The following is a 24,166-nucleotide window of genomic DNA, read 5'->3' as shown; positions in this document are numbered from 1 at the left end:
CTGTGTAATCGCTTTCAATGTGGAGGTGGTGCGTTTGCGACAAGGCTTACAACTTACTCAGCAGTTGAACATGAAATTGATGTTAAAGCCTGAACTACAGCAATCACTCCATATTTTACAATTATCCAACTATGACTTGATACAATACCTGAATGAAGAGGCCATGGAAAACCCAGTATTGGAAATCGAGGCGCCGCCTATATCGCTCACAGCGATGGGCAAATCCAGCCAGTATATAAAAAGGGGTGCGGATACGCTGTGGGGAGTACAGGCGAGAAAAGAGACGCTTGAACATATCCTGCTCAGTCAACTGAGAATGGCCAATAATCCTGCTCATCTATATAAAATTGCGGCTTTTCTGGCAGGGAACCTGGATGACGCAGGCTATTTGCGGATTTCAGCCGCCGACACCGCAGCCTGCTTGGCACAGCCGGAAGAGGCTGTAGAGCAGGCTCTCGCGATACTGCAATCATTAGAACCTGCAGGTGTCGGGGCCCGAGACCTGAGAGAATGCTTGCTGCTCCAAATCGCGAGAGACCCGCTTGCAGTATCGGGGGCGGATAAGGTTGTCGGCGAATATTTGCAGCTCCTCGCGCAAGCCAAGCTGGACAAAATCGCGCTGCAGACAAAGCTCCCCTTGAGTGAAGTGAACCGGATCGCGGCATACATACGCGGATTGCAGCCCCGGCCGTGGTCAGCTTCCGGCAGTGAAGAGGTAGTGTATACGGTGCCGGATGCTTTTATCTATCAAGAAGATGGCAAGACGGTTATACGGATGAATCAAGGCGCACTCCCGCAGCTCACGTTGAACAGGCAGTGGGACAGCGTGCCATTCATGAAGGAGAAGCTCAAATCGGCAATGTCGATTGTTCATGGGCTTAAGCAGCGGCAAGTCACCTTGTATCGGGTGATCCTCGCCATCTTCGATGAGCAGGCGTCGTTTCTGAGCCAAGGTGAAAAGGCATTGAAGCCGCTCACGTTAAGAGTCGTTTCCGAGAGGCTGCAAGTGCACGAATCTACCGTAAGCAGGGCGGTGCAGGGCAAATTTGTGAGGACGCAGTTTGGGGTATTTGAACTGAAGCAATTCTTTTGCTCCGCTCTTGCAACCGATTCGGGGGAGCATGCCTCAGCCAAGCGAGTCAAGATCAGGCTGAAGGAGCTGATTGCCCGGGAGAACAAGCAGTCGCCGCTGTCTGACCAGAAACTTGTAGACATTTTAAACCGGGAAGGAGTGCGGATTTCCCGCAGAACGGTAACCAAGTACCGCGAGGAGCTGAATGTGCTGTCTTCTTCCCTGCGAAAAAGAATGGAAGGGTGAAATAAAATGTCGTCATACTATCACAGTTATATTGATGGCAGCTGGGTGAATTCGGAAGAGAAGTTTATCGTGATGAACCCCGCAACGGGGACAGTGATCGCAAGCGTTGACCAATGTGGAGCCGATCATATCGATCAAGCGGTAGCCGCAGCGAAACGCGCTTTTTCGGAGTGGGCCGCGCTTGGTCCTGCCGGCCGGTCGGAGTTATTGCTCAAGTGGTCGCAGATTCTTATCGAACGAGCCGATCACTTTGCGCAGCTGGAGACCGCACAGACCGGGAAACCGATCATTATGACGGAAACGTTCGATATTCCGTTTTCCATTGATAACCTGCGGTTTTTTGCCGGCGCTGCGAGAGTTGTTCCGGGCATGGCGGTAACCGAGTATGTCCCGGGTCACCAAAGCTCCATTCGGCGCGAACCGCTTGGTGTTGTCGGCCTAATTGCTCCTTGGAACTACCCAATGAATATGGCTGTATGGAAGCTCGGACCTTCGCTGGCCGCAGGTAACACGGTCCGTGATCAAACCGGCAAGCTTGACTCCGCTGACGACGATCGAGATGGCGGCGGGCCTGCCCAGTGAGGCGGGCATACCTCCCGGCGTGCTGAATGTGGTGACGGGTCCCGGAGGGATCGTGGGTGAGGCGCTGGTGACACATCCCGATGTGCGCATGATTTCCGTGACGGGCGACACGCAGACCGGGAAAAGAATCATGCAGCAAGCGGCCGGCACGGTGAAGAAGCTTCATATGGAATTGGGCGGCAAAGCGCCTTTCGTCGTTTTTGCGGATGCGGATTTGGAGGCGGCAGTTCAAGGTGCGGTGATGGGTGCTTTCATTAATTCCGGCCAGGATTGCACGGCAGCAACGCGGGCTTATGTAGAAGCCTCTGTATATGATGAGTTTGTGGCTATGTTGGCGGAACGCGTACAACGCATTCGTGTCGGACTGCCGCTGGACCGCAGCACCGAAATGGGATCACTCATTTCATGGGAGCACCGCGACCGTGTGGCCGGCTTCGTGGAAAGGGCCGTGCAGGCTGGGGCAAAGCTGGCTGCAGGCGGGCAGCGGCCCGACGATCCCGCACTGTCGCAAGGCGCATATTATATGCCGACTGTGTTGTACGATGCCGAGCAAAATTCCGAGATCGTCCAGGAAGAAGTGTTCGGTCCGGTTCTGGTCGTGCTGCCCTTCCGCGACGAGGAAGAGGCGCTTGAATTGGCTAACGACACGATCTATGGCCTTGCCGCATCCGTCTGGACGCGGGATGTGTTTAAAGCCAACCGGATGTCAGCGGGTATTCAAGCCGGAACGGTATGGATCAACGATCACATCACGATTGTTTCGGAAATGCCGCATGGCGGATTGAAGCAGAGCGGATTCGGCAAAGATATGTCGGTTTATGCGTTGGAAGATTACACCCAGATCAAGCATGTCATGGCGGATGTTACAGGCCGGGTTTATAAAGACTGGCATTTCATGAAGTAAATCGGGTGGAGGTGAGCATGCAGATGTCCTTGAACAACGAGACGATCGATCTTATTGCAAAAGACAGGCAATACCTATGGCATGCGATGACGCCATACAACGAACAGGTTCCGCCTATGGTTGCAGTCTCCGGTAAAGGTTCGTGGATCACCGACATTGACGGCAAGCGCTACCTGGATGCGATGTCCGGGCTATGGTGCGTGAACGTCGGCTACGGAAGAGAAGAACTGGCTAAGGCCGCCTACGACCAATTGGTCACTCTGCCGTATTTCCCGCTGTCGCAAAGTCATATTCCAGCCATCCGTCTGGCGGAAAAATTAAATGAATGGCTTGAAGGCGACTATGTGATCTTTTTCTCCAACAGCGGCTCGGAAGCGAATGAAACCGCCTTTAAAATCGTAAGACAGTACCACCAGCAGAACGGCGAGCACAGCCGGTACAAATTCATTTCCCGCTACAGGGCTTATCACGGAAATTCGATGGGTGCGCTGGCTGCTACCGGGCAGGCACAACGGAAGTACAAATATGAGCCGCTCGGCCATGGCTTCCTCCACGTCCGTCCACCCGACAGCTACAGACGGCCGGAAGGGATGTCGGTGGAGGAATTCAACCTGCAATGTGCGCATGAAATTGAGGAAACGATCGTATGGGAAGGTGAAGAAACGATTGCGGCCGTCATCATGGAGCCTGTCATTACAGGCGGCGGCGTCATCGTTCCTCATCAGGTGTATATGGAGGAAGTCAGGAAAATTTGCACCCGGCGCAATGTGATTCTGATCATCGATGAAGTCATCTGCGGCGTCGGCCGTTCCGGCCAGAAATTCGGGCATATGAACTTCGGGATCAAACCTGATATTGTGACTATGGCCAAAGGCTTGACCAGCGGCTATCTGCCTCTTTCCGCGACTGCCGTCCGTAAAGATATCTATGAAGTATTCAAGAATAAAGCGGAATACAGCCACCTCCGGCACGTAAACACATTCGGAGGGACTCCTGCTTGCTGCGCGCTGGCGCTGAAAAATATCGAAATTCTGGAGCGGGAAAAGCTCGTTGAGCGAGCTTACATTTTAGGAGAGAGGCTGGCTGAAGAAATGGAGGAGCTGCGGGAGCATCCTTTGGTCGGCGATATCCGCAGCTTCGGCTTCCTGATGGGGATAGAAGTAGTGGAAAACAAGGAAACGAAGCAGCCGCTTCCTCTTCCTGCAGTCGGCAAAATCATCGCAGAATGCAAAGCCCGCGGGCTGATCATCGGCAAGAACGGGGATACGGTCGCAGGCTTCAACAACGTTCTCACTTTGTCGCCGCCGCTCTCGTCAACGGACGAAGACTTGGACTTTATCATTCATACTTTTAAAGATGTTATGAAAAATCAATAGCGTTTGTCAGGTGGCGCGGATTTCGGTCCGCGTCTTTGTTATGCGCTTTTGTCGATATCCCTCTCACTCAGGTGTAGTTGTTTTCCGCCCTTTTGTCGATATCCCTCTCGCTCAGGTGTAGTTGTTTTCCGCCTCTTTTGTCGATATCCCTACCACTCAGGAAAGGAGGCCAAAGCTCAAATTCTCGTTCCTGAACCGACGGGATATCGTCAAAAGACTGCGCCATAGCAAAGCTTCCTGAACCGACGGGATATCGTCAAAAGGCGGCGCTATACTAATCCTTCCTGAACCGACGGGATATCGACAAAAGCAGATTGTTATTGCTATCAGGCTTGAATTAATGGGTAAAAGGGAATAATGCTACGTGGACATGACAACAACTGGAGGAGTCGATCATGGAACTTACGCCGGAACAACGCATTACTTTACATGGCTTTAATAATCTTACCAAAACGCTAAGCTTTAATATGTACGACATCTGTTATACGAAGACGAAAGAGGAACGCGAGGCCTACTTAGAATATATCGATGAGCAGTACAATTCGGACAGATTAAAAATCATTCTTAGTCACGTAGCGGATATTATCGGCGCGCACGCTTTGAATATTGCGCAGCAAGATTATGTGCCGCAAGGCGCAAGTGTAACGGTGCTCGTATCCGAGGGTCCCATCGTGGAGGTGCCGACCGAATCGTACGAAGAATCGCCGGGACCGCTGCCGGACAACGTTGTCATACAGCTGGACAAAAGTCATATCACCGTTCATACTTACCCCGAATACCACCCGACAGAAGGGATCAGCACATTCAGGGCGGATATCGACGTGTCGACCTGCGGGGAAATTTCGCCGCTTAAAGCGCTGAATTACTTGATTCACTCTTTTGATACCGATATTATGACGATCGATTACCGCGTTCGCGGCTTTACAAGAGACGTGCACGGGCACAAGCTGTTTATTGATCATGAGATCAGCTCAATCCAGAATTACATCCCGGACGAAGCGATCGAATTATATCATATGATCGACGTTAACGTGTATCAGGAGCATATATTCCACACGAAATGCAAGCTGAGAGATTTTGACTTGAACAATTACTTGTTCGGGTATACGAAAGATAAGCTTACGCCGGATGAAGAGAAGGAAATTACCGAAAAATTAAATCAGGAAATGGATGAAATATTCTACGGAAAAAATATAGAGCGCGGGTCGATCGGCACAGTGTAATGAAAAACAAAAAATTGCGAGGATATCATCTATGTTCGACCCTACCGTCTTTGAAAATTTGAAGGTTGCATTTGAAAATCAGCTTTATGACTTGGATAATCTGAGCGGGAGAATCAAGATCATCAATCGGACGGATCAGCTGGTAATGTCGAACATGTCGAGGGAGTTCACCCTGCAGTTCGAATTGGCGGACCAATCGAAAGTGACGGGGGAAATTCATCTGCAAGCCTCGTTAGAAGATTTGGCGGTCGAGATACTGGAAATACCGGGTGAAACGCCGGGCTGTACGCTAACCTTGAGGTTTTACCTGCAAGTTGAGGACGCGCAGGAACAGTGTCCGCAAGTGGAGGAAGTGCTGCAGGCAATATGGAAACAGGAGCATCGGCCGACGCAAATTATAAGCTTTGTATATGGTGAGGAGCCTGCAGTCTACACGGATATCGTCGAAATGAAATTTCATCGCAAAGTGAACGAGGACCAGATGGGGGATATCCCGGACTTAATCCAGCATGTGCTGAAAACCATCACAGAATTAGGCAGTATCTAAATGCGGATAATATAAGGCAATGTGAACGTCAAAGGAGGGCCGGCATTGTACGAGGATCTTGAATTCGATTCCGACGCAAGAGAGGACCGTAATCAGGAGGCGCAGTTGGATCGGTCGTTCGAGGATTGGATGACAAGCAATATCGAAGCTCAAGCCAGACTGCAGCGGGACATAACGGATGTGCCTGATGAAAATGTCATAGACGCTGCGGATGCGATCGACGACACATAAAGTCCAAGAATAAGCAAGAAACCGCTCCTTCTCGGAAGGAGCGGTTTTCGTTATTAACGCTTCGAGTATTGTTCCTTGATTTTAAGAATTGCCGGCAGGTTGTTAAGGAAGATATCCACCAGCTGGGGGTCAAAGTGCCCGCCGCGCTCCGTCCTGAAGTAAACCAGGATCTCCTCCAGCGTCCACGCCTTCTTGTACACCCGCTCCGTCCCGAGCGCGTCGAATACGTCCGCAAGGGCGGTAATTCGGCCGTAAATATGAATCTGTTCGCCGGCCAGCCCGTTCGGATAACCTTGGCCGTTATATTTCTCGTGATGCTGGTGGGCAATGATGGACGCGGCTTTGATGATATCGCGGTTCGAGTGCTTCAGCATGGCGTGGCCGTAGTCCGTATGGTTTTTAATGATTTCGAATTCTTCCTCGGACAATTTGCCCGGCTTATTCAAGATTTCGTCGGGAATGGCCACTTTGCCGACATCATGCATGGATGAGGCGAGCCTGATCAGCTCGGCTTCTTCTTCCGGCAGCCCGTATTGCAAAGCGAGAAGCTTGCAGTACTCGGCGACCCTTTTGACATGATAGCCCGTTTCTTTGGAACGGCTCTCGGCAATCTCGCCCAGCGTGAAGATGATTTCTTTTTGCGTATTCTCTACTTCCTCGTTCAGGTAAATATTTTCGAAGGCGATCGAGACATTCGAGCAATAAATTTCAATCAGGTAACGGTTCCACTCGTTCAGCTTGTTGGATCCTTCAAAATAGATGACGTTCTCCATGCCCGTTCTGCTCTGGAAATAGCAAGTGAAATGGTTGTCGTAGAAGCCGCTCCTCTTGTCGTGGAACGCAGTCTCGATACTTTTGAGCACATGCGGCTGAACGACGTCCTGAATCCTGTCATGTTCGTCGAACGCATAATCCCCGGAAGCCGCGAGAATATAAATTTCCTCGTTGCCTTTGGTGACGGCAAAGCTGTTGCAGTGCAGCGCGTTCTTATGCAAATTCAAGATCGAGGTCAGTTGGGTCAAGACGCCTGAGGCAAACTTCCTCATCGATTTGACCTCGAACAGGTCGGCCGACGCATTGATGATTTTCTCCAGACCGACTTTGTTATTCTCGATTACGATAATGTCCCTATACGACCTAAGAGCGGCCATGATCGTTGTAAAAAGCTTCTGGCTGGTCAGCTCTGGTTTTTTCTTTGTAGTCGTTAATATCGTAATTGGTGATCACCAGCTTTTCCGGCGCCTGTCCCGGCTGACCCGTACGCAGAATGATGCGCACCGACTGATATTTGAGAGTCTGACGTATGTATTTGACGATTTTCAGGCCGGAGTCGTCTTCGTCCATCACAACATCCAATAATATGATGGCCGTATCCGGATTGTCTGCAATTAAGCGCAGCGCTTCGGCTTCCGTGTACGCACTCAGGAACTCCAGACGTTTGCCGTCGAATTCGAAATCGTTCAAAACCATCTTGGTAACGTGATGAACCTCATGCTCATCGTCCACGATGACTATTTTCCATTTCTCCTCTTCAGGCGCAGCTTTCTGTATGTCGCTGAGCTCTTCATCAGCAAAGGTAAGGAGATCCTCTTGATGATCATTAAGCATGATGATGTCATCCCTCATTAATTGGAATTTGAATGATAAACGTCGTGCCGGCACCGACTTTGCTGACGCATCTGATCGTGCCGCCCAGTGACTGGGTGACGAGATGTATACGATGTGCATACCGAGGCCGGTTCCTCCTCCACCGCGATTCGTAGTGAAGAAAGGGTCGAAGATTTGTTCCACGACTTCCGGAGGCATTCCCTTTCCGTCATCGGAATATTGCATCGTCAGTTGTTTGCCATGCTTCGCGATGTCTATCGCAAGGCTTCCTTCGTCTTCCGGCTCGTAACCGTGGATGATCGAATTCATAATGAAGTTGGTCACAATCTGCGAGACTGCGCCCGGGTCACTCACGATTTCAATGTCCGCCTCGCCGTTGACGGTCACATGATGCTTTGTCTTCTTCAAGTTCGGCTGTAAGCTCACTAACACTTCCTGAACGTATTCCTTGATCTTGAAGTTCCTTTTGGTCTCCAAGGAGCGGTCGACGGCGACCTGCTTGAAGCTTCTGATCAGCTCCGACGCCCGCAGCAGGTTGCTCTGAATCATGCCTGTCGTATCCTTGACCGTCTTCAGATATTCCTCCAGATCGGAACGCTTCATGGTGTTCTGCTGAAACAAGGCGGTAAATTCTTTTGATTTCTCGTCAATGTAAGAGGCGGCCGTTACGCCGATGCCGATCGGGGTATTGATCTCGTGGGACACTCCTGCGACCAAATTACCCAGAGCTACCATTTTCTCGGACTCCACCAGCTGCCGCTGCGTCTTGCGGATGGTTTTCATCGCCAGCCTTAATTCCTCATAACGCCCTTCCAGGTTGCGCACCATGTCATTGAAAGCGGCGGCCACTTCATTGACTTCCTTGCTGTAGTCCAATGAAATTTCCCGGTATGCAACGCCGTGTTTGACGGTAAGCGCCGCTTCCCGTAATTTCATTAACGGTTTGATCAGCATTCTCCGGATGATGCCCGAGAGAGCAAACAATAAGAGAAGGGTGATGGAAATCCCGACGACGATGATGAGCAGAGTGCGGTTTTTGATCAACGCTGTGCTTTCTGAAGTGTTCAGCAGCAGTTCGATAGCGCCGATCGTTATTCCGTCTTCCTTCAGAGGGGCGGTAAGGCGGTCTACAGGAATATTGTCTTCGCCTCTATGAAGATGATCGACGAGCATCTCGTTCGCTGCCACCTGCGGGATCAATCCGGGAGGCGTCGGAAGCCCGATCCGTACCCGGTTTGTCGAAGCAAGTATTTTGTCTTCTCCATACAAGGTTAGCTGCAGCACATCTTTATTTTTAAATTGGATGTAGTCAAAAATTTGCTGTACGTCTTTCGTTTCATGAGATTCCTCATATCTTCCGTTAATCGCGGTGGTCATTCCGTTCAATTGGCTCACATAAGTTTCCTCTACCGATTTCTGCAAGCTGTATGAATCGAACCAGACGATGACGGACATCATGGATACGGTAACAATAGTGACGAGAATGAGGATTCTATTCTGCAGACTGAAATGTCGAAACACAGCGGTTCTCCTCTAAGGACGATTATTTGATTTCGAAATCAATGATTTCCGTCACATCGTAAGGAGTGTGATCGTTGTTATGTAATGAAACTTTTAGGTTATGTTTACCCGGCTCGAGATTCGGAAATGTTTTTTCCTCTTCTTTCACGCCTACCTTCTCGCCGTGGTCCAAATACATATGAATGTGTCCTTCACCGTCCGCACGCGCCTGGCCGTAATGCTCCGGAGAAATGTGCAGATCGGTGTCGACTTTGACGGTGATTTGATTTCCGGATACTTTCCACGTAACATTCATGGTGGGTTTGTGCGCATGCTGTTCGGCGGATCCTGAATCGGCTTTCGAGCTGCTGCATGCGGCCAGCAGTGCGGAGCAAAACACTAACATATACAATGATTTCATCGTTACACCCCGAATTTCGCATATGTATGTCTATGGGATAATTCGACGTCCGAATGGACAATCCTTCCTCTTGCAGAGAAGAATGTCGACTGAACGGGGAAAAAGGGGGCCGAAAGAAAGGGATGACGGCGTTTTGCGTCGAAGTCTCTGTGTACGGATGTTTATTTTAATCATTGAAGGAGAACCAGAATGAGACAGATTCCTTACATCGTACCGGACGCACAAGGCTGGCTGGAGAAATTCAATTTTTCGGTACCGATCAAGGTCCGGTACTTCGAGACGGATATGCTGGGGCATGTGAACAATGTCAGCTATTTTATCTATTTCGAGCAAGGGCGCGTGGATTACCTCGATCATCTGCAATTAGCCGAGGATTTGTTTAATGAAGAGAATGTTTGCGTAGTCGCAGATATGCACTGCCACTACTTGTCGCAGATTTTTATCAAGGAGCCTCTTAAGCTCGGGGTGAGAATCGCGAAGCTGGGGCGTTCATCCTTCGACCTGGAATATTCGCTAGTCGAGGCTGCTTCAGGACAGTTGAAAGCGGCGGCACGCGGGACGATGGTGTACATCAGCAAAAAGACCGGAGCAAGCATCCCGATCCCGGACGCTGTACGCGAACAGATCATTTCTGCCGAAGGCGCAAATTTAGCCTAGTAACCTACTTGAACTATTTCTCTATTAGAATTATCATAACAATACCGATTAGACGAAAAGACGCTTGTCGACTGTGGGCTGATGGCTTGCAGTCTTTTTTTTCATCCGGCAAACCCGATAAGGAGCCTACTTTATATATGAATATCAATGCCGATGTCCCGTGTCTCATTTTCTTTTGCAAAAGAGGGCGGTCATGAGGAAAATAGTTACTTTCAGTTCGCGAGAGCATTAGACCGCGTAAGGAAGCTTGTTGTCGAAAAGCTGCAGTCCGAGGTGGGGCTCTACTCCCAGAATGACGGAAACGACGTATGGGAGTGGGTTCAGGAGGATGTGCGCAGAGATTTCCGGGGGGCGCATCGCTTTGCGGTCATCTATGAGCTTCTTGAGCAGAAAACGATCGAATTCCAAGAGGCCAAAGGTGATTCCGCGTTCGAGATCTATCCTCTGCTGCACAATAACGTGATCGGCTACCCGGAGTATGGGGTTGCGTTTGCGCGGATTCCGATTCGGAATCAGTACGGGATCGGGAATGAGGATATTATTTTCGCGCGGAACGATGAGGCATTCCGTGTTTTTCTGGCCGATCTGCAGGAGCGGCAGCTGCGGGAACGGCGGATCACCGTGTTTACCGATACGAAGGAAGGCCTGGAGCGCAGCCGCGAGGAATTGAGCCGTGCGGTACAGCGCGACGATGTTGTGATGGAGGAAGCTTTAAAAACACAAATTTTCCGCTCGATCGATGAATTTTTCTTGAAGGACCGGGTGTTTTTCCAAACGTACGATATCCCTTATAAACGCGGGGTGCTCTTGTACGGCAAGCCCGGTAACGGTAAAACGACGCTGGTGAAATCGATCACGGGAAGTGTGGAAGCTCCGGTTGCCTACTGGCAGATTACGGAACATACGACCAGCGATTCGATACAGGAGGTGTTCTCGGCTGCAATCAAGATGGCTCCGATGATCCTGGTCATTGAAGATATCGATTCCATGCCGGACTCTGCACGCTCCTATTTCCTGAATACGCTGGACGGCGCGACTTCGCGGGAAGGGATTTTCCTCATCGGCACGACGAATTACCCGGAGAAAATCGACCCCGCGCTCATTAATCGTGCCGGACGATTCGACCGCGCATACGAGGTGAAGCAGCCGGATGAACGGCTTCGAGTCCACTATTTGACGCGGAAAGGCTTGCAGCGGATTGTCAGCCCGGAAGTTGTAGAAGAGGCCGCGCGCCGGACGGAAGGGTTCTCTTTCGCGCAGTTGAACGAATTGTTCGTGTCCGCTGCGCTGCAGAAGCATTACGAGGATCAGGTAGATTTGGAACGGCTCATCGACGACTTGAAAATCGACCTGAAAAAGGGAAGCAAGCGGGTGTGGTTGACGGACAAGAGTGATTCGCAGGTGGGATTTTTGGTGAGGTAACGGATAATGGCCGACTCCGGTTAAACGGTGTCGGCCATTTTAATTGTTTTCAGATGTAGCCCGCCCATTCGATGTGAACGTAATCTTGCTCCTCGTTGTCCGCTGCTTCTTCCACAGCGGATTCAGTAGGCGCTTCCGCTTGCTGCGGGGCCGTGTCCGGCTGCTGAATTTCTTCTGACGGCATTGTTGTAACCTCCCGACTGCAGGATAAGTAACGTTAGGTTACACAATTTGGAAACCGGTTATGCATCGCGCGGCGATTTAAGCCGCTGCGGGCGGCTTACAGCTTGCGTTGAGCAAGCTATTTACCCTTGCGGGTCATTTGCGCGAGCATGTCCCATTGCTCGTCGGTAACCTCGAGCAGGTCGTTGAATTGTCCGGCGCCCTGCAGCCATTCGCCGCCGTCGATGGTCACGACCTCGCCGTTGATATACCCCGCATAATCGGAAATTAAGTATGCCGCCAAGTTCGCAAGCTCGTCTTTGTCACCGACCCGGCGCAGGGGTACGCGGTTCAGCATTTTCTCCTCCAGTTCAGGTGTAGGGGAGAGGCGCGACCACGCTCCTTCCGTCGGGAACGGGCCCGGCGCAATGGCGACCTGGCGAATACCATATCTGGCCCACTCGACGGCGAGCGAACGGGTCAATGCCAGCACGCCTGCTTTGGCTGCGGCTGAAGGAGCGACAAAACCCGATCCTGTCGAGGCGTAAGTCGTTACAATATTGAGGATAGTACCCTGGTTTCCTTGTTCGATCCAGCGCTTGCCGACTTCCAACGTCGCATAAAAAGTGCCGTGCAGAACGATGTTCAATACAGCGTCGACGGCGCGCGGAGACAGGCGTTCGGTAGGACTTATGAAGTTGCCCGCGGCATTATTGATTAACACATCGATTCGGCCATATTTCTTCTCAACGGCGTCCATGAGCGATTGAATTTGTGCAGGGTCGCGAACGTCGCACGCATGATAGAACACTTCGTTGCCGTCGAGGCTCATTTCCTGCGCCGCCTGCAGTAAAACATCTTCGCGGCGTCCGGCGATGGCAAGCTTGGCCCCTAACGCCAGAAACTTTTCTCCCATCGCGCGCCCGAGTCCCGTACCCCCGCCTGTAATCAGCACGATTTTATCCTGCAGCAAATCACTGGAAAAAAGGCCCCACCGTAACACCCCGCCCCTCATATTAGCAAAACTTCTGACTCTATTATCGCAATATTACCGGAACAAAACCAGAGAGTAAGAGCATCGCTTGAGGCGAGGCTACAGAGAAACCTGCTTGCGAGTAACGGGTTCCGTTCTGAGGTGCAAATTGCACGCAGTTACTTATCTTTCCTATTCCAAATGGGAACAGTTTTGACGAAAAAATCAATCACAAATGCAGTCACAAAGAAAAACAAAGGGGCGCGCCAATCACTAATTTCATTGCCAAATGCCAAAGAGATAATGAGATATAGTACCGCTCCGATAACTGCACTGATTGAGGCGTTAAGCAATCTTGTACGGCAATTTGGCATGATTTGACCCCCCCATATAAAGCCTCATTCATTCCAATTTTAACCGCTCTGTTCGATATTGCAATATATTGGAGTAACTAAATAGCGACCAATTCGGTCGCCATTTTGGTTTGAAGAACGTAATAAATTTTTTTATCAAGGCTCCATGATATATGCGATCAGCAAGGCAGCTGTGCTGACGACCGCATCGGCATGCGTCCGCTCCATTCCGTGCGATGCGTGCACGCCCGGTCCGACCAGAGCGGCGCGGATATTGCTGCCGCCGCGTAGTGCAGCGGAAGCATCGGAGCCGTATTGCGGATAGATGTCAACGGCGAAAGGCAGATTCTCCCGTTTGGCCAAATCGATGAGCTTCGAGGTCATGTTGTAATCATAGGGTCCGGTGGAATCCTTGGCGCAAATCGAGACATCCCGCTCCGTCGCCGACAGATCGTCCCCTATAGCGCCCATGTCGACTGCGATGAATTCCGTAATATCAGCCGGGATATAGGAGCTGCCATGCCCTACTTCTTCGTAGGTCGACAAGATCAGCTTAACCGTTCGCACCGGGGTCTTGCCTTCCCGCTTCAGCCAATCCAACAGACCGAACAGAGCGGCAACGCTGGCTTTGTCGTCGAGATGCCGGGATTTGATCCAGCCATTGGGCAGGACACGGGTGCGGGGGTCCCAGGATACGATATCGCCTACGGCAATTCCAAGCTTCTCGACTTCTTCTTTTGTTCTCACCATTTCATCGATGCGAATTTCCATGTTCGCCTCGTCACGCTTCTGATCCCGCATATCCGGGTAAACATGCACAGAGGGCTTGGTGGACAATACGGTTCCCTCGTATTGCCGGCCGTCCCGCGTATGTATGAGGCAATATTCCCCTTCAACGGTTTGCATCGCATAGCCGCCGATCGGTGTAAAGCGAAGCATACCGTTCGGTTTGATCGAGCGCACCATCGCGCCGAGAGTATCGACATGTGCGGTCAACCCAAGCGCCTCGTTCGCCGACGACAGTCCCGGTATCGTAATGATTCCATTGCCTTTTGGCGTCAATTCGAACTTATATCCCAGATTTAAAGCTTCTTCCTGAATCCTTCGCATAATGTTCATGCAGAATCCGCTCGGACTCGGAATAAGGAGCAGTTCCTCCAATAGATTGACAATATACTCGCGGTTTAGCTTCGGTTGCAGCGATGAAGACATACGTTCCGTTTCTCCCTTCATTCCAGCTTCTTTAATTTACATTTAGTTTAACATGGAAAATGAAAAAATAACCGGCGCCGCAAGGCACCGGTTATATAAACAGTCGAGCATCATCGAAACTTAAGTTATATACCAGGGAACAAATGATCCGTTTTAGCAAACAGCCCCAGTTCAACCCATGTTCCTGAACGCATTTTGACATATAACTTCCGTCCGATTCGTTTGCCGTGTATGAACATAGCAGCCGCCTCCTTTTACTGTAAATAATTGTATTATTTATTACCCCGACGAATAGGGTGTTGAATCCTAGGCAGGCGGAATATAGAATGTTTGTTATGCACCTTTGTGCGAAGGAGAATGAATATGGAGCTAGACCGGAATTTGCCGATCGTTAATGCGATGGAGCCGATTGTGAAAAACTTTTTCCAGGATCAGTTCCTGAAGCCCGGTATTCTGAAATGTCACTGCAGCAAATGTCAGCTGGATATTCTGCTGCTGGCTTTAAACCAGCTCACACCCCGCTACACTTCCACCACACAAGGCGAAGCTTACATAAAGGCGATTTACATGAATGCCCAAATGCAATCGGACGTGTTAAAGGAGCTTACCAAGGCCGTGTCCGTTATCGAAGCCAATCCTAATCACTAGAAGCTTTTCTCGGTCTGCGTAAAAAGAAGGAGATAATGAGCCCCAGTATGGTGATGCCCGTGGCCACGACAAAAGCGTCGTTGATTCCGCTAATGGTCGCTTCTCTTAGTGCCAACCCGCCAATTAATGACGTGGCATAGGCGCCCGCGGCTTCCGGCGGCAGTCCGGCGGCAGCGGCGACACCCGCTTGAAACCGGGTAACCGATTCGACAAAGGTCGGATTGTATAAGGTGAGCGTATTGGCGTATGTCGCCAAATGTTCGGTTGTCCGTGTGGACATGACAGTGACCAGCAAGGCCGTGCCGAATGAGGCGGCCACCTGCCTCGCCGTATTGGCTGCGGCTGTGCCGTGGCTTTTGAGGCGCGGCGGCAGTTGATTCAGTCCCGCAGTCATGATGGTCATCATGATAAAGGACATGCCGAAGCTTCTCCAGGCGTAAAGCCAGAGCAAATGGGTATACGTCGTTTCCGCGGTCAAGCGTGTAAATTCGTACGTTGTGATTGCTGTGATCAACAAACCTATTAAAGCCAGAGGACGAATGCCCACACGATCGAACAAGGCACCGGCGATCGGTGACATCACTCCCATGATGAGAGCCCCCGGCAGAATGAGAAGCCCGGACTGCAGCGCCGTGTAACCGCGGATGTTCTGAATGTAGATCGGCAGCAGCAGGATCGCTCCGAACATCGCCATATTGACCACACAGCTGACGATTGTCGTGAGCGAGAACACGTTAAACCGGAATACGGACAAGTTCATCAACGGGTAATCGATTGAGAATTGCCTCCATACGAAGAACAGCAGAAACAAAATTCCGATAATGATGGATAACCTGACTATTGTGTCTCCCCAGCCTTGGCTGCCTGCCTCGCTCAAACCATAAAGCAATGCGCCGAACCCGATCGTGGAAAAAACGGCACCCGGCCAGTCGAACCTCGGATAGCTGAGTTTCAGCACATTGGACAATATGCGCATGGCCAATGCGATTTCCAACACTCCGAGCGGAATCATTAGAAAGAACAAAACCCGCCAAGAGTGCTCCGCCAACACCCATCCCGCGAACGTAGGGCCTACGGCCGGGGCGAACATCATTGCGATCCCCATTGTACCCATGGCGGCGCCCATTTTCTCAGGAGGAAATACTCTCAGAAAAATGTTGGTCACGAGCGGCATCATGATGCCGGCGCCGATCGCTTGAATGATCCGCCCGATGAGGATGATCGCAAATGAAGGGCCGACAGCGCAAATGAGGGAGCCGAGGGTGAAAAGGCCCATGGCTGAAATAAATAACACCCGCGTGGGGATGCTTTCCATTAAAAAAGCGCTGATCGGTATCATAACGGCATTGGCCAGCATGAACCCTGTGGCGAGCCATTGGACGGTCGTCGCCGATACGTTTAACTCGGTCATCATATGCGGAATGGCGACATTAATCATCGTCTGATTCAAAAAGGCCACGAACATGCCGAATACGAGAACGCCGATCGTGGATCCGAGTCTCTCGTTTGCCATGAGCGTCTCTCCCTTATTTATGTATTCGGACGGACACGCTCATCCCCGGGATAATGTTCAAACCGCGGTATCCGTCAACGGATATGTTGACCGGTACAACCTGGGTAACCGCAGTATAGTTAGCTGTTGTGTTCTGGGTTGGCAGCAGGGAAAATGTTCCGGCGGTCGCCAAACCGATTTGCGAGACTCTGCCTGTCAAAGTGGTGCCCGGAAAAGCCGCGATGTCAATGTCGACAGTCTGGTTCACCGAAACATCATCGATATCCGTTTCGTCGATGTTGGCCGTAACCCACAAGTTATCCAAATCGTAGGCGCGCGCAAGAGGAGCGCCTGCCGCGACCAACGTATTGACAACGGCGGTTTGCTGCACGATCGTTCCCCGGGCGGGCGCCGTAATGCCGACGGTTCCTGCAGCCGATGCCACTGCGCCGATGCGCTCGCCGCTCGTCAGCTCTTCTCCTACCCTGGCGCGCCATTCGGACAGCCGACCTGCTGCCGGTGCCGATATCGTGAGCGGTTGTCCCTCGATTCTTGCGTTATCCGTTGAGATGTAATTGACCGACTGCTGATAGTAGTAAAACGCAGCGGCACCCCCGACGAGAAGCAGTAAAATAACGACGAGATTCACAAGTACAATGCGGGAACTCTTCATGTTGAGGGGTTCCTTTCTTCAATTGGTGTTGTAGTGGATGTGGTGTAGGTTGTCTCGGGCGGGATGGTCTTATACCTGCGGAGGGCTCTCAATAACAATTCAGCAGGGGAATATTGCTTGTCTAATGGAGACAAAGTAAATTCATCCGTTAGCTGGAGGAGGTGTGGGCTTGAATATTTACGTTGTTTATGACAGCGAAAACAGACATACGGAAGTTTTGGCGGAGGCTGTAGCGGAAGGGGCCAGGCAGGTGGAAGGCGCGAATGTTCATCTGAACCGGGTCGATCGTGCCAATGTTCGCGACCTTGTGGATATGGATGCCATAATATGGGGATGTCCCGGTCATTTCGGTACGATAAGCGCAGGTTTGAAAACGTGGATCGACAAATTGGGCCATTTGTGGGCGGAAGGCAAGCTGATCGATAAAGTCGGTGCCGTATTTTGCACGACCGCCACGGAACACGGGGGGGTCGAGGCGACGATGCTCAATTTGATCACCCCGATGCTCCATCAAGGAATGATTATCGCCGGCCTGCCCGCCAACATACCTGAAAATGCGCTGTACGGCTCGTATTATGGAGTTGGAATCACCTGTCCGGTGGAAGCCTCTCCTGATGATCCCCCGAACTTGCCGAAGGAAGACGACCTCGCGCTCGGACGGGCTTTGGGAAAAAGGGTGGCTTTATTGACCTCCAAATTCAGCACGTCTCGAGGCGGCTGAGCGATGCTCCTCGGTTACGGTATTGCCGCCGTTGTTGTACTTGTATTGCTCATTGTTTTTAATGTAAGAGCCTCATCCCGGCGCTCGCCGCAAACTGGAAACGCACACGGGAATGAACCCGCGGAATCCGTTGAACCGGCGGAAAGCAGGGCGGCTCTAGAACCGGCTGCAGAACCGGCAAAAGCCGCGAATGAAACGCTTATGGAGGACAACAGCTATCGCAGTGCGCTGCGACAGTTTCAAAGCCGGCCGCCGATCAATGGCGGGCGGTCTTCTTCAACAAAACCGTCCATCTCGGATACGGATTATCGCGCGGCTCTCAGGAAACAGAAGTCCGGTCGTAAAGAAGACCATGAATAGCCGTAAAAAACGGACTGCCTTCCGGTTAAGAAGGCAATCCGTTTTTGTTTAATCCTTTTTTATAGCTTCGGCTAAAATTTCATAAGACCGCAGCCGGGCTTGGTGATCGTAGATCTGCCCTGCAGCAATCCACTCGTCCGCTCCCGTTTCGTCCAGCAAAGCTGACAAGCGGTCTCGAACCGTGGCTTTATTACCTACGGCCGAGTAAGCCAGCATTTTTTCCACATGAGACTTCTCGTAATCCGTCCAAATCGTCTCCATGCTCTCCGGCAGTACAGGACGGTTTAATTTACCCGTACGGCCGCGAATAAGGTTCAGAAACTGCTGCTGCTGAGACGTGTGCAGCTTGCGGGCTTCTTCATCCGTGTCGGCTGCGATCACGTTAATGCCTACCATGGCATAAGGTTCCTTCAGCACATCCGACGGACGGAAATTTTCGCGATACAGCTGCAGAGCCGGCAGTAAATAGTCCGGAGCGAAATGGCTGGCAAAAGCAAAAGGAAGCCCCAGCTCTGCGGCAAGCCGCGCGCTGAATCCACTCGAACCGAGCAGCCAGATCGGGATGTTCAGCCCCTCGCCGGGAATGGCCCTTACGCGTCCGGCTTTCGACTCGGAATAAGGCTCGAGATAAGAACGAAGCTCGTCGACCAGCTCCGGGAAATCCTCGCCGCCGCTTTGCAACCCGCGTCGGATCGCACGCGATGCCGCTTGGTCGGACCCCGGTGCTCGGCCCAGTCCAAGATCGATGCGGCCCGGATACAGCGACTCGAGTGTGCCGAACTGCTCCGCGATAACGAGAGGAGCGTGATTCGGCAGCATGATTCCGCCTGAGCCTACCCGGATCCGCTCGGTTCCTTGTGCGACATATCCGATGACCAGCGATGTCGCCGAACTCGCGATACCCGGCATATTGTGGTGCTCGGCCAGCCAGTAACGGTTGTAGCCCCATTTTTCCGCGTGCTGGGCGAGGTCCAGAGTATTTCGAAAGGAATCCGCGGCTGTCGCTTCCACGACAATGGGCGCCAGATCCAGTATGGATATCGGAACATCATAAATCGTCTTACGGCCTTGATTGCTAGCATTGCTTTCACTCATCGGTGCTTGAACCTCCTACTGAGGATTAGTTGTCCAGATGCCGGCGCTCTTAATGAACACCCTTGGCGGTAATTTCAGCGCGGCCATCACGAGCTCCGCCACATCTTCCGGCTGCATCATCCGATCCTTGGTTCCGACGTTTAAACCCGTGTTTCGGGCAAGCTCGGTATTGACGGTGCTCGGGTTAAGTGCGGTGACACGGATGTTGGATTTACGTACTTCTTGCATGAGCGCTTCGGTAAAACCCAACACGCCGGCCTTGGAAGCGCAGTAAGCGGAGCCCGTCGCAAATCCTCTTTCCCCGGCTGTCGATGCGATATTAATAATGTCCCCGCCATTTTGCTTTACCATCGTCGGCAGAACTGCGCGGGTCATGTAATATGTTCCCATCAGATTCACCCGGACAATGCGTTCCCACTCTTCCGGATCCATATCCAGCACGGTGCCGAACTGAGCGGTGCCCGCATTATTAAGCAGAATATCGACGGACTCGAAGTTCTCCGCGATCGTGCTCACTGCGCTGTCCACTTCCGTTTTGTTCGAAATATCCGCGGCGGCAATCTGCACCTTGACTCCGTAGGTGCCGGACAATGACGCCTTCAGAGCGGCCAAATCGATACCGCTTCTGGCGACGATGCCCAGGTTTACCCCTTCCTTCGCTAAAGCGATAGCGCAGGCTTTGCCGATCCCTTTGCCCGCGCCCGTAATAATTGCCGTTTTGTTGCGTAATTCCATTCTGATCTCTCCCGGTTGTGTTATTTTACGTCTCGATTCAGTATGTAAGTTACCCTAAACAGGCGGCAAACAAATCGATAATAAGAGCATAATACATTTATTATTGATCAAACGGTCGTTTGAAACAACTACACACTTTTGTGTAACATAGTACCCTGAAAGAAACTAAAGGAGCTTACTGGCCATGGGGGACCTACAATTTAAACGTTCAGTCGAGCTGACACTTAAAGTGATCGGCGGAAAATGGAAGCCGGTCGTCCTGTGTCATTTGACGGAAGGTGTGAAGCGGTTCGGCGAGTTAAAAAGGGATATGCCGGACATTACACAAAAGATGCTGACGCAGCAGCTGAGGGAATTGGAGCAAGACGGGATCATCGACCGCAAAATATATACGCAAGTGCCGCCTAAAGTCGAATACTCGCTGACGGAATACGGGCAAACGCTGCGGGGGGTACTTGACGTGATGGCGGATTGGGGATTCAAGCATGAGGAAAGAATCCGATAGTATCTTTTTGGATACTACGTCACTAATTAGTGCGTACTTCCTTTTTGGTAAACATAAATTTAATATTAATCATGTTTCAAACAAATGATAATGCATTATAACTAACAAACGACATCTTAGGAGTGAACTTGATGGAACTTCAATTGGCGCTGGATCTTGTGGATATTCCGGAAGGCATTAAACTGGTCAAAGAGGTTGAAGACTATATCGATATCGTAGAAATCGGAACGCCGGTAGTCATCAACGAAGGACTTAGAGCGGTCAAGGAAATGAAACAAGCCTTTCCGAATTTGAAAGTGCTGGCCGATCTTAAAGTCATGGACGCTGCGGGCTATGAAGTCATGAAGGCCTCGGAAGCCGGCGCGGATATCGTCACTATACTGGGTGCAGCGGAAGATGAGACGATCAAGGGTGCTGTGGAAGAGGCGAAAAAGCAAGGCAGAAAAATCCTCGTCGATATGATCGGCGTGAAGGATATCGAAACACGTGCCCGGGAGCTGGATGCTCTAGGCGTAGACTATATTTGCGTGCACACGGGGTATGATCTTCAGGTTGTAGGCAAAAATTCCTTCGAAGATTTGCAAACCATCAAAGGCGTCGTGAAAAACGCCAAAACAGCCGTAGCCGGCGGAATCAAGCTTGATTCGCTGCCCGGTGTCATCGAAGCCAAGCCGGATCTGGTTATTGTGGGCGGCGGCATTACCGGACAAGCCGACAAGCGTGCGGCGGCGGCCGAAATGCAAAGATTGATCAAGCAAGGTTAAGCGGCAATTATGCAGACTTTAACTTATTTGACTGAAATCCTTAAAGAATTACAACGGTCCCCGAACGAGATCTCCGCAGAAGAAGCAGAACAGCTGGCCGATCGAATCTTGCAATCCAGTCAAATATTTACTGCCGGCGCAGGCCGCTCGGGGCTCATGGCAAAATCGTTCGCGATGAGGCTGATGCAGATGGGCATCGACGCTTATGTGGTTGGTGAGACCGTAACTCCCAGCTTTACAGGCGAAGACCTGCTCATCGTCGTTTCCGGATCGGGCGAAACGAAAGGTCTGGTATCCATGGACCGCCAAAGCGAAAAGCTTGGGCGGTTCGGTGGCGGCCATCACCCTTGTGCCGGAGTCGACGATCGCAAAGTCTGCGGACATAAGCGTTAAGCTGCCCGGCTCGCCGAAAGACAAATCCGTCGCGGATGCCCGGTCGATACAGCCCATGGGTTCTCTGTTCGAGCAGACTGTATTGCTGTTCTGCGATGCACTGATCTTACGGCTCATGGAAAAAAAGGGTATGGACACGACGAAAATGTACGGCAGACACGCCAATCTCGAATAATTCGGTTGTGAGTATAAAAGAAGGGGCTGTCTCAAAAGTAAGTACGCTCGCTTGTGAGGCAGCTCACTTAACGAAAAAAGCATTGCAATGACAAAAACGGGATGGAGCAGAGGGCTACTTCTGCTCCGTCCCGTTTCTGTTTTGGTCGATTGCCGCTTTCTTGAGTAAATTATGCGCAAGAGAAAGCCATCCGACCTCTAAGCTTACCTTCGGCAAGCCTCGAAGCAGAAATCGCCGGAATCCCCGGTTACTTTTCATTTGTCCAAACACACTTTCCGGTTCAATCATCCTCCGAACCGATAACGCATAACCTTCTTCGCTTCGGAGCTTATCCCGCACCTGCTGCTTGTAGCGCATGTACCGCAGGCTGACCTTTATCTCCCGATTCCCTTGTGCTTTCGTACAGGAGGGCTTGAGTGGACAGTGTTCGCAACTCGTACTACGGTAATGGCGATGCCGGATTTCAAATCCACTCGGGGTCTCTTCCTTACTCTCATAACGGAAAACGAGCTTTCGTCCTACCGGGCACATCCAGGTATCTTCGGATTCGTCGTAGTGCCAGTTGTCGATTTTGCTGATGTCTTTCTGCCACTTCTTTGATTTTTCCTTATGATAAGTGCTGTACTTTACCAGCGCCTCAAGCTGCTCGGTTTCCAGGTAAGCATAGTTTTCTTCCCCGCCATATCCGGCGTCCGCTATGATGGTTCCAGGCAGTTTGCCAAGAGCGGCTTTCACCTTCTCTAAGTGTGGCTTTAGGCAGCGGGTATCCGTAGGGCGTTGGTGAAGACTGTATCCGACAATAAATTGATTTTCGGTGCCGATCTGTACATTGTAACCGGGCTTGAGCTGGCCGTTAAGCATGTGGTCTTCTTTCATCCGCATGAACGTTGCGTCTTTGTCGGTCTTACTAAAGCTATTCCGATCCCCTAGAATTTCTCGATGCTCTTCATACTTTCGAAGGCGAGGGAGTAAGTCTTTACGTAGGACGCGCACCGCCTTCTTAAGCGGCTTGTCCTTCGGTTTGGCTTGAAGTCTTTCTTCCAGTTGCTTCACTGCCATTTCCAGCTTTTCACTTGTGATTTTCGCGGTTTCTCCCAATTCGCTAAGATCCTGGCCGCCATGCTCCCGATCTTCTTGTTTCTCTGCTTCTTCTATGGTGGCGAACAGCGTTTGAACTTTCTCCTGCAGCTTCGCCTGTTTCTTAACGACGGCCTTGCCCCAGACAAACGTGTATTTGTTGGCGTTTGCTTCGATTTTCGTGCCGTCGACAAAGTAATGCTCGAGTTGCACGTAGTTCTCCTCGGCCAGAAATTGCAGAACCGCGGTAAACACCCTCTCGAGTACCTCTTTCATTCGCTCAGAACGAAACCGGTTGATGGTGCGGAAATCCGGACGTTGTCTGCCGGCAATCCACATGAACATGACGTTCTCGCGAACCGCTTTCGCGATCTGACGAGAGGAGTAGATCCGCTGAGTGTAGGCATAAACAATAACTTTAGTGAGCATTTTGGGATGATAGCTGTCCCGGCCGCCGCCCGGGTAAGCGGAAGCGAAGATATTGTCGCTGAGCCTGTTTACTGCTGCATTGACGACTCGCACGAGGTGGTTTTCGGGGATGTCTTCCTCAAGATCCATTGGCAGGGTAAGTTGGTCCATGGTATATTGAATGTACAAAGAAATCGCTCCTTTGGGGATGGTTGCTGGTACTTCCATTTTACCAAAATGCGGTTTCTTTTTGTTTTTCATGCGCAAAAAAAAGAAGGGCTATCTCTCAGGTCAGTTTATGACCTTTTGAGACAGCCCCTTTTTTGTATACTTGTACATAGCGGGTCCGGCACCTTGGTGAGCGGATGACCAGGGATCTATTTCTCGATGCCGCAAGCAAAGAAACCCAAGAGCTGGCTTAAGTGCCCAGCTTATTGACCGAGGGTTCTATGAGGACTTTATTTTAGTGGGCGGGCTGCTAAAGTGCAAAAGTACGATGTTTTATATCGTTATTGCGAAAAAGTGACTGCAGGTAAGTGGAATAACGATGTTTTTCATCATACTTGCTAGTTGAATAAACGAGTTTAGCTTGAGTTCCCCCAGATTAGCGATGTTTCACATCACTAATCAA

General features: G+C 51.1%; 26 protein-coding genes and 1 pseudogene. 15 read left to right on the top strand and 12 right to left on the bottom strand.

All coding sequences use genetic code 11. The features are described 5' to 3' along the window. Positions 1–34: 34 nt before the first annotated feature. The 4 genes from rpoN to SD71_RS00780 are packed head-to-tail and all read left to right on the top strand — an operon-like array spanning position 35 to position 4,180. Positions 35–1,318, top strand: coding sequence for an RNA polymerase factor sigma-54 (gene rpoN, locus SD71_RS00790; protein WP_041058437.1), 1,284 nt, complete (start codon positions 35–37; stop codon positions 1,316–1,318). 6 nt (positions 1,319–1,324) lie between these two features. Then, positions 1,325–1,900: an aldehyde dehydrogenase family protein gene (locus SD71_RS25365; RefSeq protein WP_268747696.1), complete on the top strand. Its 576-nt coding sequence runs from the start codon at positions 1,325–1,327 to the stop codon at positions 1,898–1,900. Continuing rightward, positions 1,836–2,804 carry an aldehyde dehydrogenase family protein gene (locus tag SD71_RS00785; protein WP_268747695.1) on the top strand — a complete coding sequence of 323 codons (969 nt, stop codon included), beginning with the start codon at positions 1,836–1,838 and terminating at the stop codon, positions 2,802–2,804. The genes SD71_RS25365 and SD71_RS00785 overlap by 65 nt, the downstream gene beginning before the upstream one ends. A gap of 23 nt (positions 2,805–2,827) precedes the next feature. After that, complete coding sequence (locus SD71_RS00780) at positions 2,828–4,180, top strand: aspartate aminotransferase family protein (protein WP_041059606.1); 1,353 nt, start codon at positions 2,828–2,830, stop codon at positions 4,178–4,180. A gap of 67 nt (positions 4,181–4,247) precedes the next feature. On the opposite strand, the gene SD71_RS23810 is transcribed toward SD71_RS00780, so the two are convergent. Next, positions 4,248–4,406 (bottom strand): hypothetical protein, encoded by a 159-nt coding sequence (locus SD71_RS23810; RefSeq protein ID WP_161793307.1) that lies wholly within the window; start codon positions 4,404–4,406, stop codon positions 4,248–4,250. A gap of 169 nt (positions 4,407–4,575) precedes the next feature. Here SD71_RS23810 and speD point away from each other — a divergent pair, with 169 nt between their 5' ends. From speD to SD71_RS00765, 3 genes are read left to right on the top strand one after another with little or no spacing between them, the layout of a single operon-like run. Next, the gene (gene speD / locus SD71_RS00775) at positions 4,576–5,403 is read left to right on the top strand and encodes an adenosylmethionine decarboxylase (protein WP_041058434.1); all 828 of its coding nucleotides are present in this window, start codon (positions 4,576–4,578) and stop codon (positions 5,401–5,403) included. 31 nt (positions 5,404–5,434) lie between these two features. After that, positions 5,435–5,950, top strand: a complete 516-nt coding sequence (locus SD71_RS00770; RefSeq protein WP_041058431.1) for a hypothetical protein — start codon at positions 5,435–5,437, stop codon at positions 5,948–5,950. A gap of 45 nt (positions 5,951–5,995) precedes the next feature. Then, entirely contained in the window at positions 5,996–6,181 is a 186-nt protein-coding gene (locus tag SD71_RS00765) for a hypothetical protein (protein WP_041058428.1), read from the top strand. Positions 6,182–6,234: 53 nt separating this feature from the next. On the opposite strand, the gene SD71_RS00760 is transcribed toward SD71_RS00765, so the two are convergent. The 3 genes from SD71_RS00760 to SD71_RS00750 are packed head-to-tail and all read right to left on the bottom strand — an operon-like array spanning position 6,235 to position 9,710. After that, complete coding sequence (locus SD71_RS00760; protein WP_200889532.1) at positions 6,235–7,332, bottom strand: DUF3369 domain-containing protein; 1,098 nt, start codon at positions 7,330–7,332, stop codon at positions 6,235–6,237. Continuing rightward, complete coding sequence (locus SD71_RS24285) at positions 7,319–9,310, bottom strand: ATP-binding protein (protein ID WP_200889531.1); 1,992 nt, start codon at positions 9,308–9,310, stop codon at positions 7,319–7,321. The genes SD71_RS00760 and SD71_RS24285 overlap by 14 nt, the downstream gene beginning before the upstream one ends. 22 nt (positions 9,311–9,332) lie before the next feature. Then, the gene (locus SD71_RS00750) at positions 9,333–9,710 is read right to left on the bottom strand and encodes a hypothetical protein (protein WP_041058425.1); all 378 of its coding nucleotides are present in this window, start codon (positions 9,708–9,710) and stop codon (positions 9,333–9,335) included. 189 nt (positions 9,711–9,899) lie between these two features. Here SD71_RS00750 and SD71_RS00745 point away from each other — a divergent pair, with 189 nt between their 5' ends. Together SD71_RS00745 and SD71_RS00740 are read left to right on the top strand one after the other, a co-directional pair. Further along, on the top strand, positions 9,900–10,367 hold the full coding sequence (locus tag SD71_RS00745) for an acyl-CoA thioesterase (protein WP_041058423.1): 468 nt from the start codon (positions 9,900–9,902) through the stop codon (positions 10,365–10,367). Positions 10,368–10,520: 153 nt separating this feature from the next. After that, positions 10,521–11,789 (top strand): AAA family ATPase, encoded by a 1,269-nt coding sequence (locus SD71_RS00740; protein ID WP_052475899.1) that lies wholly within the window; start codon positions 10,521–10,523, stop codon positions 11,787–11,789. Positions 11,790–11,838: 49 nt separating this feature from the next. Here the strand turns inward: SD71_RS00740 and SD71_RS25360 are convergent, their stop codons facing one another. The 3 genes from SD71_RS25360 to SD71_RS00725 all read right to left on the bottom strand — a co-directional run bounded on the left by SD71_RS25360 (position 11,839) and on the right by SD71_RS00725 (position 14,489). Next, positions 11,839–11,973, bottom strand: coding sequence for a hypothetical protein (locus tag SD71_RS25360; protein WP_268747694.1), 135 nt, complete (start codon positions 11,971–11,973; stop codon positions 11,839–11,841). A 117-nt stretch (positions 11,974–12,090) separates the two neighbouring features. Next, on the bottom strand, positions 12,091–12,954 hold the full coding sequence (locus tag SD71_RS00735) for an SDR family oxidoreductase (protein ID WP_235426938.1): 864 nt from the start codon (positions 12,952–12,954) through the stop codon (positions 12,091–12,093). A gap of 479 nt (positions 12,955–13,433) precedes the next feature. Next, positions 13,434–14,489 carry a M42 family metallopeptidase gene (locus tag SD71_RS00725; RefSeq protein ID WP_041058414.1) on the bottom strand — a complete coding sequence of 352 codons (1,056 nt, stop codon included), beginning with the start codon at positions 14,487–14,489 and terminating at the stop codon, positions 13,434–13,436. Positions 14,490–14,852: 363 nt separating this feature from the next. On the opposite strand from SD71_RS00725, the gene SD71_RS00720 reads away from it, so the two are divergent. Next, on the top strand, positions 14,853–15,137 hold the full coding sequence (locus SD71_RS00720; protein WP_161793306.1) for a late competence development ComFB family protein: 285 nt from the start codon (positions 14,853–14,855) through the stop codon (positions 15,135–15,137). Here SD71_RS00720 and SD71_RS00715 read toward each other — a convergent pair. Both SD71_RS00715 and SD71_RS00710 read right to left on the bottom strand, forming a co-directional pair. Further along, entirely contained in the window at positions 15,127–16,650 is a 1,524-nt protein-coding gene (locus SD71_RS00715; RefSeq protein ID WP_041058412.1) for a DHA2 family efflux MFS transporter permease subunit, read from the bottom strand. The two genes, SD71_RS00720 and SD71_RS00715, sit on opposite strands and share 11 nt — an antisense overlap. 13 nt (positions 16,651–16,663) lie before the next feature. Then, a complete protein-coding gene (locus SD71_RS00710; protein WP_041058409.1) occupies positions 16,664–17,302 on the bottom strand; it encodes an efflux RND transporter periplasmic adaptor subunit in 639 nt (212 codons plus the stop codon). A 163-nt stretch (positions 17,303–17,465) separates the two neighbouring features. Between SD71_RS00710 and SD71_RS00705 the strand changes: the two genes are divergently transcribed. Next, a complete protein-coding gene (locus tag SD71_RS00705) occupies positions 17,466–18,023 on the top strand; it encodes an NAD(P)H-dependent oxidoreductase (RefSeq protein WP_200889530.1) in 558 nt (185 codons plus the stop codon). Between the two features lie 3 nt (positions 18,024–18,026). Then, positions 18,027–18,383: a hypothetical protein gene (locus SD71_RS00700; RefSeq protein ID WP_041058402.1), complete on the top strand. Its 357-nt coding sequence runs from the start codon at positions 18,027–18,029 to the stop codon at positions 18,381–18,383. A gap of 48 nt (positions 18,384–18,431) precedes the next feature. Here SD71_RS00700 and SD71_RS00695 read toward each other — a convergent pair whose 3' ends face one another. Together SD71_RS00695 and SD71_RS00690 are read right to left on the bottom strand one after the other, a co-directional pair. After that, positions 18,432–19,478 carry an LLM class flavin-dependent oxidoreductase gene (locus SD71_RS00695; RefSeq protein WP_041058399.1) on the bottom strand — a complete coding sequence of 349 codons (1,047 nt, stop codon included), beginning with the start codon at positions 19,476–19,478 and terminating at the stop codon, positions 18,432–18,434. A 15-nt stretch (positions 19,479–19,493) separates the two neighbouring features. Beyond that, entirely contained in the window at positions 19,494–20,213 is a 720-nt protein-coding gene (locus SD71_RS00690; RefSeq protein WP_041058394.1) for a 3-ketoacyl-ACP reductase, read from the bottom strand. 184 nt (positions 20,214–20,397) lie between these two features. Between SD71_RS00690 and SD71_RS00685 the strand changes: the two genes are divergently transcribed. The 3 genes and pseudogenes from SD71_RS00685 (at position 20,398) to hxlB (ending at position 22,050) form a co-directional block, all read left to right on the top strand. Next, positions 20,398–20,718, top strand: a complete 321-nt coding sequence (locus SD71_RS00685) for a winged helix-turn-helix transcriptional regulator (RefSeq protein WP_041058391.1) — start codon at positions 20,398–20,400, stop codon at positions 20,716–20,718. Between the two features lie 131 nt (positions 20,719–20,849). Beyond that, entirely contained in the window at positions 20,850–21,482 is a 633-nt protein-coding gene (gene hxlA, locus SD71_RS00680) for a 3-hexulose-6-phosphate synthase (RefSeq protein ID WP_041058388.1), read from the top strand. A gap of 9 nt (positions 21,483–21,491) precedes the next feature. Beyond that, positions 21,492–22,050, top strand: a pseudogene (gene hxlB, locus SD71_RS00675) (6-phospho-3-hexuloisomerase). 114 nt (positions 22,051–22,164) lie between these two features. On the opposite strand, the gene SD71_RS00670 reads toward hxlB, so the two are convergent. Next, positions 22,165–23,724, bottom strand: coding sequence for an IS1182 family transposase (locus SD71_RS00670; RefSeq protein ID WP_041059600.1), 1,560 nt, complete (start codon positions 23,722–23,724; stop codon positions 22,165–22,167). Between the last annotated feature and the right edge of the window lie 442 nt (positions 23,725–24,166).

Source organism: Cohnella kolymensis, from assembly GCF_000829465.1.
In the GTDB taxonomy this organism is placed as follows: domain Bacteria; phylum Bacillota; class Bacilli; order Paenibacillales; family Paenibacillaceae; genus Cohnella; species Cohnella kolymensis.
This window is presented reverse-complemented; position numbering and strand designations above follow the sequence as displayed.

Coding starts and splice junctions, on each gene's coding strand:
- SD71_RS00685 (WP_041058391.1), top strand. CDS start 20,398: ATGGGGGACCTACAATTTAAACGTTCAGTCGAGCTGACACTTAAAGTG.
- SD71_RS00695 (WP_041058399.1), bottom strand. CDS start 19,478: ATGAGTGAAAGCAATGCTAGCAATCAAGGCCGTAAGACGATTTATGAT.
- speD (WP_041058434.1), top strand. CDS start 4,576: ATGGAACTTACGCCGGAACAACGCATTACTTTACATGGCTTTAATAAT.
- SD71_RS00715 (WP_041058412.1), bottom strand. CDS start 16,650: ATGGCAAACGAGAGACTCGGATCCACGATCGGCGTTCTCGTATTCGGC.
- hxlA (WP_041058388.1), top strand. CDS start 20,850: ATGGAACTTCAATTGGCGCTGGATCTTGTGGATATTCCGGAAGGCATT.
- SD71_RS25365 (WP_268747696.1), top strand. CDS start 1,325: ATGTCGTCATACTATCACAGTTATATTGATGGCAGCTGGGTGAATTCG.
- SD71_RS00690 (WP_041058394.1), bottom strand. CDS start 20,213: ATGGAATTACGCAACAAAACGGCAATTATTACGGGCGCGGGCAAAGGG.
- SD71_RS00720 (WP_161793306.1), top strand. CDS start 14,853: ATGGAGCTAGACCGGAATTTGCCGATCGTTAATGCGATGGAGCCGATT.
- SD71_RS00710 (WP_041058409.1), bottom strand. CDS start 17,302: ATGAAGAGTTCCCGCATTGTACTTGTGAATCTCGTCGTTATTTTACTG.
- SD71_RS00745 (WP_041058423.1), top strand. CDS start 9,900: ATGAGACAGATTCCTTACATCGTACCGGACGCACAAGGCTGGCTGGAG.
- SD71_RS00770 (WP_041058431.1), top strand. CDS start 5,435: ATGTTCGACCCTACCGTCTTTGAAAATTTGAAGGTTGCATTTGAAAAT.
- SD71_RS25360 (WP_268747694.1), bottom strand. CDS start 11,973: ATGCCGTCAGAAGAAATTCAGCAGCCGGACACGGCCCCGCAGCAAGCG.
- SD71_RS00740 (WP_052475899.1), top strand. CDS start 10,521: ATGTCCCGTGTCTCATTTTCTTTTGCAAAAGAGGGCGGTCATGAGGAA.
- SD71_RS00750 (WP_041058425.1), bottom strand. CDS start 9,710: ATGAAATCATTGTATATGTTAGTGTTTTGCTCCGCACTGCTGGCCGCA.
- SD71_RS23810 (WP_161793307.1), bottom strand. CDS start 4,406: ATGGCGCAGTCTTTTGACGATATCCCGTCGGTTCAGGAACGAGAATTT.
- SD71_RS00780 (WP_041059606.1), top strand. CDS start 2,828: ATGTCCTTGAACAACGAGACGATCGATCTTATTGCAAAAGACAGGCAA.
- SD71_RS00725 (WP_041058414.1), bottom strand. CDS start 14,489: ATGTCTTCATCGCTGCAACCGAAGCTAAACCGCGAGTATATTGTCAAT.
- SD71_RS00760 (WP_200889532.1), bottom strand. CDS start 7,332: ATGGCCGCTCTTAGGTCGTATAGGGACATTATCGTAATCGAGAATAAC.
- SD71_RS00700 (WP_041058402.1), top strand. CDS start 18,027: ATGCTCCTCGGTTACGGTATTGCCGCCGTTGTTGTACTTGTATTGCTC.